12 protein-coding genes and 2 pseudogenes are annotated in these 14889 nt (G+C 73.4%); 10 read left to right on the forward strand and 4 right to left on the reverse strand.

Features of this window, described 5'->3' with window-relative positions:
* Positions 1–2 precede the first annotated feature (2 nt).
* From ACFYX4_RS29205 to ACFYX4_RS29215, 3 genes are all read right to left on the reverse strand, one after another.
* Positions 3–1394 carry an NAD(P)/FAD-dependent oxidoreductase gene (locus ACFYX4_RS29205; RefSeq protein ID WP_389339550.1) on the reverse strand — a complete coding sequence of 464 codons (1392 nt, stop codon included), beginning with the start codon at positions 1392–1394 and terminating at the stop codon, positions 3–5.
* Positions 1384–1608: a ferredoxin gene (locus tag ACFYX4_RS29210; RefSeq protein WP_389339826.1), complete on the reverse strand. Its 225-nt coding sequence runs from the start codon at positions 1606–1608 to the stop codon at positions 1384–1386. The genes ACFYX4_RS29205 and ACFYX4_RS29210 overlap by 11 nt, the downstream gene beginning before the upstream one ends.
* Positions 1609–1774: 166 nt before the next feature.
* Positions 1775–2413, reverse strand: coding sequence for a hypothetical protein (locus tag ACFYX4_RS29215; RefSeq protein WP_389339552.1), 639 nt, complete (start codon positions 2411–2413; stop codon positions 1775–1777).
* A gap of 418 nt (positions 2414–2831) precedes the next feature.
* Between ACFYX4_RS29215 and ACFYX4_RS29220 the strand changes: the two genes are divergently transcribed.
* Both ACFYX4_RS29220 and ACFYX4_RS29225 read left to right on the forward strand, forming a co-directional pair.
* Positions 2832–3590 (forward strand): IclR family transcriptional regulator, encoded by a 759-nt coding sequence (locus tag ACFYX4_RS29220; RefSeq protein ID WP_389339554.1) that lies wholly within the window; start codon positions 2832–2834, stop codon positions 3588–3590.
* Between the two features lie 104 nt (positions 3591–3694).
* Positions 3695–4861: a PP2C family protein-serine/threonine phosphatase gene (locus ACFYX4_RS29225; RefSeq protein ID WP_389339556.1), complete on the forward strand. Its 1167-nt coding sequence runs from the start codon at positions 3695–3697 to the stop codon at positions 4859–4861.
* A 19-nt stretch (positions 4862–4880) separates the two neighbouring features.
* Here the strand turns inward: ACFYX4_RS29225 and ACFYX4_RS29230 are convergent, their stop codons facing one another.
* A complete protein-coding gene (locus ACFYX4_RS29230; protein ID WP_389339558.1) occupies positions 4881–5306 on the reverse strand; it encodes an ATP-binding protein in 426 nt (141 codons plus the stop codon).
* Between the two features lie 198 nt (positions 5307–5504).
* Here ACFYX4_RS29230 and ACFYX4_RS29235 point away from each other — a divergent pair, with 198 nt between their 5' ends.
* The 8 genes and pseudogenes from ACFYX4_RS29235 (at position 5505) to ACFYX4_RS29270 (ending at position 14873) form a co-directional block, all read left to right on the forward strand.
* The gene (locus ACFYX4_RS29235) at positions 5505–6272 is read left to right on the forward strand and encodes an IclR family transcriptional regulator (protein WP_389339560.1); all 768 of its coding nucleotides are present in this window, start codon (positions 5505–5507) and stop codon (positions 6270–6272) included.
* 23 nt (positions 6273–6295) lie between these two features.
* Positions 6296–7801: a glycerol kinase GlpK gene (gene glpK / locus ACFYX4_RS29240; protein WP_389339562.1), complete on the forward strand. Its 1506-nt coding sequence runs from the start codon at positions 6296–6298 to the stop codon at positions 7799–7801.
* A gap of 545 nt (positions 7802–8346) precedes the next feature.
* Entirely contained in the window at positions 8347–10107 is a 1761-nt protein-coding gene (locus ACFYX4_RS29245) for a VanW family protein (protein ID WP_389339565.1), read from the forward strand.
* A gap of 49 nt (positions 10108–10156) precedes the next feature.
* Positions 10157–10643, forward strand: a pseudogene (locus ACFYX4_RS29250) (heavy metal translocating P-type ATPase); the annotation flags it as partial.
* Between the two features lie 447 nt (positions 10644–11090).
* Positions 11091–11906, forward strand: a complete 816-nt coding sequence (locus ACFYX4_RS29255; protein ID WP_389339567.1) for a VOC family protein — start codon at positions 11091–11093, stop codon at positions 11904–11906.
* Positions 11907–12280: 374 nt separating this feature from the next.
* Positions 12281–12730: pseudogene (locus tag ACFYX4_RS29260) on the forward strand (PAS domain-containing protein); the annotation flags it as partial.
* A 457-nt stretch (positions 12731–13187) separates the two neighbouring features.
* Positions 13188–14354, forward strand: coding sequence for a PP2C family protein-serine/threonine phosphatase (locus ACFYX4_RS29265; RefSeq protein ID WP_389339569.1), 1167 nt, complete (start codon positions 13188–13190; stop codon positions 14352–14354).
* A 129-nt stretch (positions 14355–14483) separates the two neighbouring features.
* Positions 14484–14873 (forward strand): hypothetical protein, encoded by a 390-nt coding sequence (locus ACFYX4_RS29270; protein WP_389339571.1) that lies wholly within the window; start codon positions 14484–14486, stop codon positions 14871–14873.
* The last annotated feature ends 16 nt before the right edge of the window (positions 14874–14889 follow it).

A 14889-nucleotide genomic window follows, 5' to 3' on the forward strand; every position in this document is an offset into this window, starting at 1 on the left:
GGTCAGTGCGCGGGCTTGAACGTCAGCCGGCGGTCGGCCGGCGAGTAACCGCTGAGAGTCACCGTGGGCCCGTGGGTGGGGACCGACGGGTCGGGGAAGTCCGCGTCCACCGGCCGCTGTCCGTCCGCGCGCCGGTCGACCGTGGGGAACGGCGGCGGGAACGCCGCCGCCGTCTCGATCAGCTCCTGGTAGAACGGCAGCCACCGGGCGTGGTCGAAGGCGACCGCGCCGATGACGCGCCCCTGGAAGCCGTAGACGCCGACGAACCGGCGGTCCGCGAGCGAGCCCTGCGACACGACGATCTCCGTGCCCAGCGTCGGCACGCCCACCGACTTGATGTTCACGCCGAACTGCGAGGACCAGAAGGCCGGCATCCACAGATGGGGGACGCGGTCGGCGCTCGCGCTGAGCATGTTGTGCGCCGCGGTGTCGGCCTGGGCGACGGCGTTGCCCCAGTGCTCCAGGGACAGGAACTGGTAGCCGAACAGCGCGTGCGGGGAACGGGCGACGTCGCCGGCGACGAAGACGTCGTCGGTGACGATGCCGCGGAAGTCGAAGGCGCGGCAGCCCGCGTCGCAGGCGATGCCGCGCGGGCCGGCCCCGAGCCCGGACCCGGCGAGCCACTCGGTGTTGCGGGTCGCGCCCAGCGACACCACCACCACGTCGGCCTCGACGGTCGAGCCGTCGGAAAGATGCGCGGCGCGCACCCGTCCCGAGGCGTCGCCCTCCAGCGCGGTCACCATCACCCCGCACCGCAGGTCCACGCCGTGCTCGCGCTGGAGCTCGGCGGCGACCTCCCCGACCACCCCGCCGAGCGCGCCGACCAGGGGGGCCGCGCCGCGCTCGGCGACGGTCACGGCGAGCCCGCGCTCACGGCAGGCGGAGGCGATCTCCGAACCGGTGAACCCGGCGCCGATGACGAGGACCCGCTTCGGCCCCTCGGCGAGCCGCCGCGCCAGCGCCGCGCCGTCGTCGCGGGTCCGCAGCACGAACACGCCGTCGAGTTCCGCCTCGACGGGATGCGGCCACGGCCGCGCCCGCACACCGGTCGCGATCAGCAGCCGGTCGTACGGCACCTCGTCGCCGTCGGCCAGCCGCACCCGCCGGGTCGCCAGGTCCAGGCCGGTGGCCGCGACCCCGAGCCGCCAGGTCGCGTCCACCTCCCGGCGTCTGGGCAGCGCGGTGCGGTCGGCGGCGGCCTTGCCCAGCAGCACCTGCTTGGACAGCGGGGGCCGGTCGTAGGGCTCGTGGGGCTCATCGCCGATCATCGTCAGCGACCCGGCGAAGCCCTTGTCCCGCAGGGTCTCCGCGGCCCGCAGGCCCGCCAGCGACGCGCCGACGACGACGATCCGGCCCTCGCGTCTGAGCTGTTCCAGGGATCCGTCACCGTTCACCGGACACCGCCTCGGCCGGGGTCTCCACCGAGTCGACGAGGATGGCCTGGACGGGGCAGGCGGCGGCCGCCTGGGCCAGTTTCTCGCGCTGCGCCTCGTCGGTCTCGGGGTCGTACAGCAGCCCCTCCTCGCCGTGCATGGCGAAGACGTCGGGGGCGAGGAACGCGCACTGCGCGTATCCCTGACAGCGGTTCAGGTCGACGACAAGCCTCACCAAGGGATCGGTCCTCTCCTACGGCCGCGGTCCCCCCCGCCCGACCATCGTGGGCGGGCGGAGGCGATGCGGCGACGAGGGGAGGCCGTTGGGGTGAACGCCGGTGCCGTCGGTGCCGGAGCTGGAGCCGTGCCGGTGCCAGTGCCGTGCCGACGCCGGGCCGGGCTCAGGCCGCGTCGGCGGGCCGCGCGCCCGCGGGACGCCGGTCCCGCAGCACGTACACGCTGACGATCAGCGCCCAGGCCGGGAACACCAGCTCCGACCAGGGCACGTCCGCCGCCACCACGAGCAGCGTCAGCCCCGCGAGGTAGCCGAGAAGGATCAGCGGACGGGGCAGGACGCCGAGCCGGCGGGCGATGGCCGAGGTGGTGAAGATGAACACCGCCGCCATCCGCATCGCGTACGTGGTGAGCAGGGCGTAGGCGAAGTGACGGCCGAACGGCGAGTGCTGCTGGCTCTCGGCCAGCACGGTCCCCGCCGCCGCGGCGCTGCCGAACAGCGTGGCGACGAAGACCAGCCCGCTGCCCAGGAACACGGTCGCCACGAACCGGTCCTCGCCCTCGCCCGCCTGCTCGCGCAGCGCGCCCATGAACCACAGGAAGGCGATCCCGGCGAACGGCACCAGCGTCAGCGCCGTCTGCACGGCGCCGCGCTGCCCGTCGTCGACGACGATCTCGTCCCCGCCCGCCCCGCCGGGCAGGGCGATCCGCATCAGGACGATCGTCGCGGCCATCAGGACCGCGAAGACGATGCCGGCGATCCCGGCGGCCCGGGGCGTCCCCAGGCTCTCGCGCTTGCGCGCCATGGCTGCTCGCTCTCTCTGCGCCGCTGTCGCGCGTACGGCCACGGCGTCGGCAGGCCGTCGCGTCCGCACGCCTTGCGTACAGCCAGCAGCAGATCGGGACGCCGCGCCACCGGGACCGCGTCGGGTGGTCGTGGCTCGTGGCTCAGCGGCTGCGGATGGCGCTCGTGGTGAAGAACCCGGTGGCCGCGGCGGTGATCAGGGCGCAGACGGTGAACAGGACGGTGCGTCGCATGGGGAGACCTTTCCCGGTGATGACGGATGGGCCCTGCACAACGCCGCTCGGCCCCGAGTCGGTTCGCCGACGGCCCGACGCCACCCGGACAGACGCGACCGTGCGGGGGGTCGACGGGCCTCGACGGGCCCGTGCCCGCGCGCCGCGCGCCTTGCCTGAGTCGGCCGCCCGGCGCACGCTGAGGGTATGGGTGCGCAAGAAGGCCCGACGCTCATCACCTCCGTCCAGCGCGCGTTCCGCCTGCTGGAGGCGGTCGGCGCGCACGAGAACGGCGCTCCGGCGAAGCAGCTGGCCCGCGAGACGAGCCTGCCCCTGGCCACCGCCTACCACCTGCTGCGGACGCTGGTCCACGACGGATACGTGCGCAAGCTGGGCGACGGCGGCTTCGTCCTCGGCGACAAGGTGCGGGCGCTGCACACCGACGGCCGCGGGCAGGCCCTGCTCAGCCGGATCCGGCCCACCCTCGCCGCGCTGCGCGACGAGCTGACCGCCCCCGCCTACCTCACCCTGTACGAGGACGGCGAGATCCGCGTCTGCGAGATCGTCGACGGCCCGCGCACGCCCCGCGTCGATCTCTGGGTGGGCTTCGAGGACGCCGGGCACGCCACCGCGCTCGGCAAGGCCGTGCTGCGCGAGATGCCGGACGACGCCCGCCAGGACTACCTCTCCCGGCACCAGCTCGCCGACCTCACCCCGCGGACCATCACCAGCCGCCCGGAGCTGCTCCGCAGGCTCGCCGTGTCGCCCCTCGCGCCGGCCGTCACGGACCTGGAGGAGTACTCCCTCGGCACGGTCTGCGTGGCCGTGCCCGTCTACAGCGGGGACACCATCGGCTCGCTCGGCGTATCCCTCCCGGCCGACCGGCTCTCCCGGCTGGAGGAGGTCCGGACCCGGCTGCTCCCGACCGCGAGCCGGGTGACCAGGAGCCTGTCGCTCACTATCTGAAATCCCTTGCCTTGTGGCCGCGGGCACATACCGCGTTTCCTGGATGAAAGGGACATCTCGGATGTGCACCCCGTACACGCACAGGTGAGGACCACCAACGGAACATGAGTCAGGCGCGAGACCACGGTGACGACCACTGGACGACACGGCGGCCCTTCAGGAGCCTCAAGAACGTCCTGCCCGTACTGCCCCTGCTGATCGTGGCCGTCGTCGCGCTCGTCGACATCGTCGGCGGGGCCGGGATGATCTGGCTGCCCCTCCTCGCGGCCGGACCGGCGCTGGCCGCCACCACCAACCGGCCGCGCGGAGTGCTCTGCGTCGGTCTGCTCGCCGCGGCGCTCAGCACGGCACTCGGCGTCCAGGACGCCGTCCGGGGCCGCGAACTCCTCGCCGTGCTGTCGGCGGTGGTGGCCGTCACCCTGGCGAGCGCCCTGACCAGCGCGCTGCGCAGGCGGCGCGAGCGGGTCCTCGCCGACGTCCGCTCCGTCGCGGAGGCCGCCCAGCACGCGCTGCTCAAGCCGGTGCCGGAGACCGTCGGCCCGTTCCGGGCGGCCGTGCGCTACAGCGCCGCGGCGGCCGAGGCCAGGATCGGCGGCGATCTGTACGCGCTGGTGGCCACGCCGTACGGGGTCAGGATGATCGTCGGCGACGTGCGCGGCAAGGGGCTGCCGGCGGTGGGGACGGCCGCGCTCGTGCTCGGCGTCTTCCGCGAGGCCGCCTACGACGAGCCCGATCTCCTCGCCGTCGTCGGCAGGATCGAGCGGAGCCTCGCGCGCAATCTGGGCGGCGACGACTTCGTCACCGCCGTCGTCGCCGGATACCCGAGGCCGGGCCATCTGGAAGTGATCAACTGCGGACACGCCCCGCCGCTGCTGGTGCGGGAGTCCGGTGACGTCGTACCGCTGGACCCGGCCCGTCCGACCCCGCCGCTTGGACTGCGCGCCCTGTCCGGGGAGGCCCCGAGCCTTCAGGTGCTGCCCTTCGCCGACGGGGAGCAGCTGCTGCTCTACACCGACGGCGTCACCGAGGCCCGCGACCAGGACCGCGAGTTCTATCCGCTCGCCGAAGGGCTGGCGCGCCATGTGTCCGAGGAGCCGGCGCGCACGCTCACCGCGCTCCACGACGAGCTGCTGGCCCACGTGGGCGGCCGGCTGCACGACGACGCGGCACTGCTGCTCCTGCGCAAGCCGCCCCTCCCCGAACCGGTCGCCGCTGCTGCCGCCGACACGGACGCCGACACGGACGCCGACGCCGCGCCGGTGGCCCCCTGACCGCTCCTCCCGCTCCTCGTCACGCCGCGACCAGGTCCGCCCAGCGGGTGACCCCGTCGGAGTGGATGTGCACGCCGTGCCGCGTCGACAGCGCGTGGACGATGTGCTCGCCCCGGCCGTGCTCGTCCGGGTCGACCCCCGCGCACGCCTCTCCCGCCGCGCGCGCCGGCCCCGCGTCGGTGACCTCGACCCGCAGGGTGCTGAGCCCTCCGCTGTGGAGCAGCGACAGCCGCAGCCGCGCCGGGGGCAGGGCGTGGACGAACGCGTTGGTGAGCAGTTCCGAGACGACCAGCAAGGAATCCTCGGTCACGCCGGGGGAGAGGTCCCAGTCGGCGAGCACCGCGCCCGCCTGCCGGCGCACGGTCGAGACGGCGCCGGTCACGGGAGGGAGCAGCCAGATGTGCTCGACATCCTCCCGAAGCATGCTGTTCAGCTCTAGCGGCATCTGCTTGTCCTCCGATGAGCGGTCAGTGGCCGGTGCGGGCCGCAGCGCGCGTGCCCGGCCACGGAGCACGTTAGGAACCGGACGAAGCGGGAGTCAATGAACGAAGGTCGGCATTGCCGAACGCATCCTCCGACCCCGGGCCGAAACGGGTCTCCGTCCCGTACGGCGGACCGTCCGTGACGGTAATAGGCTCGCTACATGGCCGGCCCAGTCCAGTCCATCGAACGGGCGGCGGCGATCCTGCGTCTGCTCGCCGGCGGGCCGCGCCGTCTCGGGCTCGGCGAGGTGGCGGCCTCGCTCGGGCTGGCCAAGGGCACCGCCCACGGCATCCTGCGCACGCTCCAGCACGTGGACTTCGTCGAACAGGACGCCGCGACCGGGAAGTACCAGCTCGGAGCCGCCCTGCTGCACCTCGGCACCAGCTACCTCGACGTCAACGAACTGCGCTCGCGCTCCATCAACTGGGCCGACGCCCTGGCCGCCCGCAGCGGCGAGGCGGTCCGCCTGGGCACTCCCCTGGAGGGCCAGGTCCTCGTCGTCCACCACGTGTTCCGGCCGGACGACACGCTCCAGACCCTCGACGTGGGCGCGCTGCTGCCCCTGCACGCCTCCTCCCTGGGCAAGGTGCTGCTGGCCTACGGGACCGCGACGCTGGAATCGGCCGTGGAAGCGGGCCTGGAGGCGTACACCCGGCACACCCTGGTCGTCCGCGAGCAGCTCACCAGGGCCCTCGCCGACATCCGGGAACTCGGCTGGGCCGGCGAGGTCCAGGAGCTGAGCATGGGGGAGGCCGGCGTCGCCGCGCCGATCCGCGGGCACGGCGGCCTCGTGGTGGGCGCCATGGGACTGTCCGGCCCGGTCGAGCGGATCTGCGACGGCCAGGGAAACCCCCGGCCGAGCCTGATCACCCTCCTCCGCGAGGCCGCGCGCGCCATCTCCAGAGACCTGGGCGCCACACGCTGGTGACAGACGGGAAGGCAGACCCGATCATGGTTGAACGGTATGTAATGTCCATCGACCAGGGCACCAACTCCACCCGCTGCATCCTGTTCGACCACCACGGCCGGCTGGTGACGGTCGCCCAGCGGGAGCACCAGCAGCACTTCCCCAAGCCCGGATGGGTCGAGCACGACGCCGTCGAGATCTGGCGCAACCTCCAGCGCGTCGTGCCCGAGGCGCTCTCCGACGGCGGGATCGACGCGGACGAGGTGGCCGCCGTCGGCATCGCCAACCAGCGCGAGACGACGGTGCTCTGGGACCGCCGGACCGGCGCCCCGGTGGGGAGGGCGATCGTCTGGCAGGACACCCGCACGGCGTCGCTCGTCGAGGAACTCGGACGCCACCCGGGCGACGACTTCTTCCTCGACCGGTGCGCCCTGCCCCCCTCCACCTACTTCTCGGCGCTGCGGATCCGCTGGCTCTTCGACCACGTCCCCGGCCTCCAGGAGCGGGCCCGGGACGGCGAGGTCCTGTTCGGCACGATGGAGAGCTGGCTGATCTGGAACCTCACCGGGGGAGCGGACGGCGGCCTGCACATCACCGACGCCACCAACGCGAGCCGCACCATGCTGATGAACATCCGCTCGCTGACCTGGGACGATGACCTGCTGTCCTTCTTCGGTGTGCCCCGCCCGATGCTGCCCGAGATCCGCTCCTCCGCCGACATCTACGGCACCGCCCGCTCGGTCCTGCCCGGCATCCGCATCACGGCCGCCCTCGGCGACCAGCAGGCCGCCCTGTTCGGCCAGACCTGCTTCTCGCCCGGCGAGGCCAAGTGCACCTACGGCACGGGCAGCTTCCTGCTGCTCAACACCGGCACCGAGGTCGTGCGCTCTCGGCACGGCCTCCTCACCACCGTCGCCTACAAGATCGGCGAGCAGCCGCAGGTCTACGCCCTGGAGGGCTCGATCGCCGTCACCGGCGCGCTCGTCCAGTGGTTCCGCGACCGCCTCGGCCTGATCAACAGCGCGCCGGAGATCGAGACCCTGGCCCGCTCGGTCGAGGACAACGGCGGCTGCTACATCGTCCCCGCCTTCTCCGGCCTGTTCGCGCCGCACTGGCGCAGCGACGCGCGTGGGGTCATCGTCGGCCTCACTTCGTACATCACCAAGGGGCACCTGGCCAGGGCCGTCCTGGAGGCCACCGGCTGGCAGACCCGGGAGGTCGTCGACGCCATGAACGCCGACTTCCCCGTGGCGCTCCGCCAGCTCAAGGTGGACGGCGGCATGACGGCGGACAACCTGCTCATGCAGTTCGTCGCCGATGTACTGGACGTGCCCGTGGTGCGGCCGATGGTCGCCGAGACGGTCTCTCTCGGCGCCGCCTACGCCGCGGGCCTCGCCGCCGACTACTGGCCCGACCTGGAGGTGCTGCGCCGCAACTGGCACCGGGCCGCCCAGTGGCTGCCGGACATGGACCCCGCCCGACGGGAGTCGGAGTACGACAACTGGCGGCGGGCGGTAGAACGTTCGGTGGGCTGGATCAAGCCGGGCTAGCGCTTTCGCGGCACCTTCGCGGCGCCTTCCCCGCGTCGGCTCGACGCCTTCCCCGCGTCGGCTCAGCATGTACGCGGACAGCGTCCACTGGGCGGCGGAGGGGGTGACGCCGAACTCCTCGGCGATGCCCGGCACGGCCAGGTTCAGCGCGAAGAAGTCGAGCTGGATGCAGAACAGGGCCAGGGCGACCGAGACGAAGGCCCCCGTCCGCGCGGCCGACGAAGACTCAGCGCGCATGAGCACGTTCCTCTCGGACCGACGCCGCCGACGCCGCCGACGCCGCCGACGCCGCCGACGCCGCCGAGGCGTTCGGGTGCGGGCCGGACACGCGTCCCGCCCTCCCACTGTCGGGCGGCCCCCGACGTGCCGCAGCCCGGCCGTCCCCGGTCCCGGTCCCGCCGCGCCGCGTGATCTGAGACATACGTGTTCTGGGACATACCCGCCCATCACCCGTTTTGGGTAACTTGGGTTTCTTGCCCGGTAAACGGCGCGTCGCGGCGCGCCACCGGAGTGCACCGCCTGCCGTCGTCCCGCCCTGGAGATCCATGCGTGTCCGAACAGCCTCCGTCCCGCCCCTCGCCCTGGCGGGCGGTGCGCTGACCGTCGGCGTCGGCGCCCTGTACCTGACCGGGCTGATGCTCACCGGCGGGGAGATCGAGTCGGGTACGACCGTGCGGGGCGTGGACATCGGCGGCCTCAGCCGCGAGGAGGCCGTCCGCGAACTGGACCGGCACTTCCAGACCCTCGGCTCGCGGGAACTCACCGTGAAGGCGGGCGACCGCACCGCGACCGTCGACCCCCGGCAGGCCGGACTCACGTTCGACGCCGAGCAGACCGTCGACCAAGCGGCGCGCACCTCCTCCGACCCGGTCGGCGTCATCGGCGGATTCTTCCGCTCGGGGGGCGCCGTCGAGCCCGTCGTACGCCTCGACGAGAACAAGGCCCGCGCCGCGCTGACGAACGCGGCGAAGACGCTCGACCAGAAGGTCCGCGACGGCGCCGTCGCCTTCGCCGACGGCACGGTCCGCCAGACCGCCCCGCACAACGGCTACGCCCTCGACGTCGACGCCTCCGTCCCCGCCCTGCGCGCCTCCTTCCTGCGCGGCGAGCCCCGCACGGTCACCGCCCTGCCCGCCCGCGAGACCAAGCCCAAGGTCACCGCGGCCGAGGTGCGGCGAGCGGTGCGCGACTTCGCGCGGCCCGCCATGTCCGCGCCCATCACGCTCACCGCGGACGGCAAGCGGTTCACCGTCGGCCAGAAGGTCCTGGGCGAGCACCTCACGATGCGGCCGGACGGCTCCGGCACGCTGACGCCGAAGCTGGACGTCGCCGGCCTGCGCGCCGCCCCCGCCGTGGCCCGCCCGCTCGCCGGCGTCACCACCACGGCGGCGAACGCCGCACTGGGCCTCGACGGCGACCGGGTCGTCGTCGCCGACGACGCCCGTACCGGTGTACGGGTCACCGACAAGGCGCTGGGCAAGGCCGTGCTGCCGCTGCTCACCAAGTCCGGGGCCGCCGGCCGTACCGGGGAGGTGGCCGTGCAGCGGACCGAGCCGCCGTTGACGGGCGACAACGCGGCGCGGCTGGGGCTGACGGAGAAGATGTCCTCCTTCACCGTCAACTTCGAGCCCGCGCCGTACCGCACGAAGAACATCGGACGGGCCGTGGAGCTCATCAACGGCTCCCTCGTCATGCCCGGCAACACCTGGAGCTTCAACCGGACCGTGGGCGAACGCACCGAGGCCAACGGCTTCACCGAAGGCATCATGATCTTCGACGACCAGTTCGCCAAGGCGCCCGGCGGCGGCGTCTCCGCCGTCGCCACGACCATGTACAACGCCATGTTCTTCGCCGGGGTCAAGCCCGTCGAGCACGGCGCCCACTCGTTCTACATCGAGCGCTACCCGGAGGGCCGGGAGGCGACGGTCGCCTGGGGCAGCCTCGACCTCAGGTTCGCCAACGACTCCGGCCACGCGATCTACGTACGGGCCCGTTCCACCGACTCGTCCGTCACCATCACCTTCCTCGGCACCAGGAAGTACGACGAGATCAGGTCGGTCAAGGGGCCCCGCACCGAGGTGACGCAGCCCGAGCACAAGGTGAGCGCCGACGAGAAGTGTGTGCCGCAGACCCCGCTGGAGGGCTTCGACGTCAAGGTCGACCGGGTGTTCTACAAGGGCGGCGAGGAAGTGAAGCGGGAGCCGTTCCGCACGCACTACACCCCGCGCGACGAGATCACCTGCGAGGCCGAGACCGAGACCGAGGCCGAGAGCAAGACCTCGACCGCGGCCAAGACTCACCAGTGAGGCCGTGACCCTGCCGCCCTCGCCGCCCCCGCCGTCCCTGCGGGAACCTCTGCTCGCCGGGCGACACCTGGAGGCGCGGGCGCGGCACGGGACCGAGGAGGCGCTGCGGTCGCCGGCCCGGCTCACGGTCAACGAGGTGTCCGTCCGAGCCGCCGACGGCTCCGAACACCTCGTTTCTGTCGAAGGTTTGACGGTCGATCAGATCTTTGTCGTGCGGCCGGGGGAGCGTATCGCCACCGACGGGCGGCTGGTGGAGGGCAGTTCGGCCGTGGACCTGTCCCTGGTCACCGGGGAGAGCGAACCGGTCGAGGTCGGACCGGCCTCGGCCGTGGTCGGCGGGGCCGTCAACGCGGGCGGGCTGCTGGCCGTCCGGGCCACGGCCGTCGGCGCCCAACTGGCGCGCATCGCACGGCTGGTGACCGAAGTCCAGGCGGGGAAGGCGCGGGCGCAGCGGCCGGCGGACTCGGTGGCCGGTTTTCGTGCCGGTCGTGCCGGCGCTCGCCGTCACCACGCTCGGGTTCTGGCTCGGCGCGGGACGACATCGAGGCCCTCGCGGACGCGGTCCTCCTCGCCAGGCGCACACTGGGCACGATCCGCGCCAACCTCGGGTGGGCCTTCGGCTACAACGTCGTCACCGTCCCGCTCGCCATGCATCAACGTGACCGACGGCAGGATGTTCCTCCCCTCCGGCGGCACCCCGGAGACCGCGGCCTTCTTCCGGATCACCAACACCGGGGGAACGGCGGACCGGCTGCTGAAGGTGACGTCCACCGAGATCGGCGCCGGCGCGCCCACCCTGAGCCGGCACGTCATGACGAGCGCCCGCTCGGCCTCCGACCGGACGGTGACCTCCGTCGCCGTCCCGGCCGGGCTGGGAGGGGCGCGAACCCTGACGGCGCGCCCCCGCGCCCGGAACGGCCGACGCGCGATTGTCAGTGCCGGGTGTCAATCTGGTCTCACTGGACCTGCGAAAGGGAATCGCCGTGATCACCACCGACCTCGCTCCCGGCTCCCCCTGCTGGCTCGACCTGGGCGCTCCCGACGTCCGGACCGCCGCGGCCTTCTACGGCGCGGTGCTCGACTGGGAGTACGAGTCCATGGGGGCGGGGGGTGAGGGCGCCGAGGGCGAGACCATGGAAGGCGGAGTGTTCAAGAAGGACGGCAAGACCGTCGCCGGTCTCGGCAAGCTCTCCGAGGAGGGCGCGCGCTCGGCCTGGATGATCTACTTCGCCGTCTCCGACGCGGACGCCACGACCGAGGCCGTACGGCGCGGCGGCGGCACGGTGCGGGTGGCGCCCAGAGACCTCGACGACTGGGGCCGGATGGCCCAGTACAGCGACCCGCTGGGCGGCCAGTTCGCCGCCTGGCAGCCCGGCAAGAACAGCGGCTTCGAACTGGCCGACGCCACAGGCTCCCTGTCCTGGACCGAGCTGTACACGAGCGACGCCGAGGCCGCCAAGGAGTTCTACGGCGGCGTCTTCGGCTGGCAGTACAGCACCATGGACATGCCGGGCGACGGCGGCGCGTACCACCTCATCACCCCCGCCGGCCTCTCCGAGGACCGCATGCACGGCGGCCTCATGGAACTCGGCAAGGACGACCTCGCGCTGACGGACGGACGGCCGTACTGGCACCCCGTCTTCGCGGTCGCCGACTGCGACGCGGCGGTCGCCAAGGTCACCGAGAACGGCGGCAGCGTGCAGATGGGCCCGGTGGACGCGGAGGGCGTCGGCCGGCTCGCCGTCTGCCTCGACCCGTCGAACGCGGACTTCGTGGTGCTCACCCCGTCCGAGAGCTGATCGGCGCGGCGCGGCCGGTCGCCCTGCTGCTGACGGCCCGTCTGCCGAGCCTGCCCGAGCGCCTGTCGGGCCACGGCAGGTCACGGCCCACGGCTGCCACGCGCCCGTCACCGGATCGCCCGCCGCCTTCGGCTCCTGCCCGCTGCTCCCGGCTCCTGCGAGGCCGTCAAGACACCCACCGACGACCGGCTGTCGGAATGACCGGATAGTGTGTTTCCGTACGGAATCCCACCCGGTGGATAGGTCGTGGCTTGGACACTCACCAGACGGCGGGGCAGGTGCCGGAGCAGCCCTTGCAGGCTGTCGGGTACGCCGGCGTGCTGCGCGAGCTGCTGCCGATCGCGCTGTGGCGCGAGGACGCGGACGGCAACATCGTGGAGTGGTCCCTCGCCGCCCAGGACCTGCTCGGATACCGCCCGGAGGAGGTCCTCGGCCGGCCCGCCTCCGCCCTGCTGGTCCCCGAGGGCAACCGGGACCTGGCCGATCAGCTCACCCGCCGCGTCCACGCCGGCGAGACCGTCGGCGGCACACTGCCCGTACGACACCGCGACGGCCGCCGGGTGCGGATGGAGATGTGGATCCTCCCGGCCGCCGACGCGCGGGGCCGCCCCGGCACCCTGCTGATCGCCGTCGAGACCTCCCAGGTCCTGCGCATGCGCGACTCGCTGGCCGCCTCGGAGAGCCTCTTCAGCCAGTCCCCGATCGGCCTCGCCACCCTCGGCACCGACCTGCGCTTCCTGCGCGTCAACGACGCCCTCGCCCGGATGAACGGCGTCTCCGCGGCGGAGCACATCGGCAGACGGCTCACGGAGGTCGTGCCCGGCGTCAACGCCGCCGTGCTCGAGGAGACCATGCGGGAGGTCCTGGAGCTGGGCGCCCCCGTGGGGGGGGGGGGGGGGGGGGGGCGGGGGGGGGCGGGGCGGGCGCGGGCCGCGGCCGCAGGGGCCGCGGGGCGCCCCCCCCCCCGCGCGGGGGGGGGGGCGCCCGCCCCCCCCCCGCGCCCCCCCCCCCCCCCCCCCCCCCCCCCCCCCCCCCCCCCCCCCCCCCCCCCCCCCCCCCCCCCCCCCGCCCGACCACGACCGGACCTGGTCCTGCTCCTACGCCCCGCTCTTCGACGGCGCCGGCCGCACGCTCGGCCTCATCGCCTCCCTCATCGACATCACCGCCAGCGAACAGGCCGCGGTCGACGCCGAGCGGGCCAGACGCCGCTTCGCGCTCCTCGCCGAGGCCGGCACCCGCGTCGGCACCACCCTGGACCTGCGGCAGACCGCCGAGGAGATCGTGCGCCTGCTGGTGCCCCAGCTCGCCGACTCCGCCGATGTGCAGCTCCTCGAAGAGGCCATCGACCCCGACGAGTCCGCCGCCTCCACCCGAGGCGTCGTCCGCCGCCTGGCCGCCCTCTTCACCGACCCCTCCGCCCCGACGGCGAAGCTGATGCCGGGCATGACCCTCCAGCTCCCGCGCGGCTCCCTGTACGAGCGGGTCATCGCCGACGGACGCCCCACCAACCTGTACCGCCCCGACGTCCGGGCCCTGATCACCGACCCCCGCGACGAGCAGCTGCGCGACTACCTCATGACCCTCGGCTCCGCGCGGCTGATCCCGCTGGTCGCCCGGGGCAAGGTGCTCGGCGCGGTGGTGGTGACCCGGCTGCGCAGCCGCGAGCCCTTCGACGAGCAGGACTGCGTCCTCATCGACGAGCTGTCGGCCCGCGCCGCCCTCAACATCGACAACGCCCTCATGTACACCCGCCAGCGGGCCGCGGCCCTCACCCTCCAGCGCAGTCTGAGCAACAGCGCGCTGCCCGCCGTCCCGGGCCTGGAGCTCACCGGACGCTACCTGCCCGCCAGTGAGCACGACGTCGGCGGCGACTGGTTCGACGTGATCACCCTGCCGGAGGGCAGGACCGGCCTCGTCATCGGAGACGTCATGGGGCACGGAATCCACGCCGCGGCCGTCATGGGACAGCTCCGCACGGCGGTGCGCACGCTCGCCCGGCACGACGTCCACCCGGCCCGCCTGCTGCGCTCACTGGACGCCGTCGTGGCCGACATGGGCGTGGACGAGATGGCGACCTGCGTCTACGCCGTCCACGACCCCGCGACCGGCGGCTGCCTCGTCGCCAGAGCCGGCCACCCCCCGCCCGCCGTCGTGACCCCCGGCGGGCCGGTCACCTTCCTCCACGGCCCGCCGGGCACCCCGCTGGGAACTGGCGGGCACGAGTTCCGGGCCGAGGAGGTCGCGCTGCCGCCGGGCAGCGTGCTGGTCCTGTACACCGACGGCCTGATCGAGGCCCGGGACAGGGACCTCGACCAGGGACTCGACCGGCTCGCCCACGCCCTGCGCACCCCCGCGCCGTCGCTGGCGGCGCTGTGCGCCGGCGTCCTGCGGCAGATGCTGCCGGGGCCCGCGCAGGACGACGTCGCGGTGCTCATGGCCAGGCCCTGACCCCGCTCCGTCCCCGCCCTCATCCCCGAATGCAACCTCTGGGCTTGCTCAAGAAGGGCTTGAGGGCACCGCACTCCGGGGGATTCTCGGAGCAGGCCGGTGCGAACGCCCGGCGGCCAAGGGGGAGACATGACGACTGTGCTTGTTCTGGTGGGTGTGGCCGTGGCCCTGGCGGGGCTGATCACCTGGGCCACGTGGTCGGTGCGGCGAGCCTGGCGGCGCGACGGTGAGCACTTGATGCGAGCTCTGCACGCCGGCGCCGCCGCCCGGCGCGCGCACAACGGCCGCCGCCGCTCGGCGCACAGCAGGAGGTACGCGACGCCGAGCACCTCCACCACGGACGGTTCGTCCGCGTATCTCACGGCCGCTTCCTGGTACGTCACGGACACGTCGTCCTGCGACAGCACGTCGAACGGTTCCTCCAGCGGAGGCGGCTCCTCGTCCTGCGGGAGCAGCTCGTCGTCGTGCGGGAGCTCTTCCTCGTGCGGGAGTTCGTCGTCCTGCGGCAGCTCCTGCTGACGGATCCCCGCCGGTG

The organism is Streptomyces sp. NPDC002328, from assembly GCF_042890065.1.
Classification (GTDB): Bacteria; Actinomycetota; Actinomycetes; order Streptomycetales; family Streptomycetaceae; genus Streptomyces.

Bases quoted from the DNA above. Each gene is read 5' to 3' on its own strand.
- ACFYX4_RS29220 (WP_389339554.1), top strand. From the start codon at position 2,832: ATGGGTGCGCAAGAAGGCCCGACGCTCATCACCTCCGTCCAGCGCGCG.
- ACFYX4_RS29235 (WP_389339560.1), top strand. From the start codon at position 5,505: ATGGCCGGCCCAGTCCAGTCCATCGAACGGGCGGCGGCGATCCTGCGT.
- ACFYX4_RS29245 (WP_389339565.1), top strand. From the start codon at position 8,347: ATGCGTGTCCGAACAGCCTCCGTCCCGCCCCTCGCCCTGGCGGGCGGT.
- ACFYX4_RS29230 (WP_389339558.1), bottom strand. From the start codon at position 5,306: ATGCCGCTAGAGCTGAACAGCATGCTTCGGGAGGATGTCGAGCACATC.
- ACFYX4_RS29270 (WP_389339571.1), top strand. From the start codon at position 14,484: ATGACGACTGTGCTTGTTCTGGTGGGTGTGGCCGTGGCCCTGGCGGGG.
- ACFYX4_RS29225 (WP_389339556.1), top strand. From the start codon at position 3,695: ATGAGTCAGGCGCGAGACCACGGTGACGACCACTGGACGACACGGCGG.
- ACFYX4_RS29215 (WP_389339552.1), bottom strand. From the start codon at position 2,413: ATGGCGCGCAAGCGCGAGAGCCTGGGGACGCCCCGGGCCGCCGGGATC.
- glpK (WP_389339562.1), top strand. From the start codon at position 6,296: ATGGTTGAACGGTATGTAATGTCCATCGACCAGGGCACCAACTCCACC.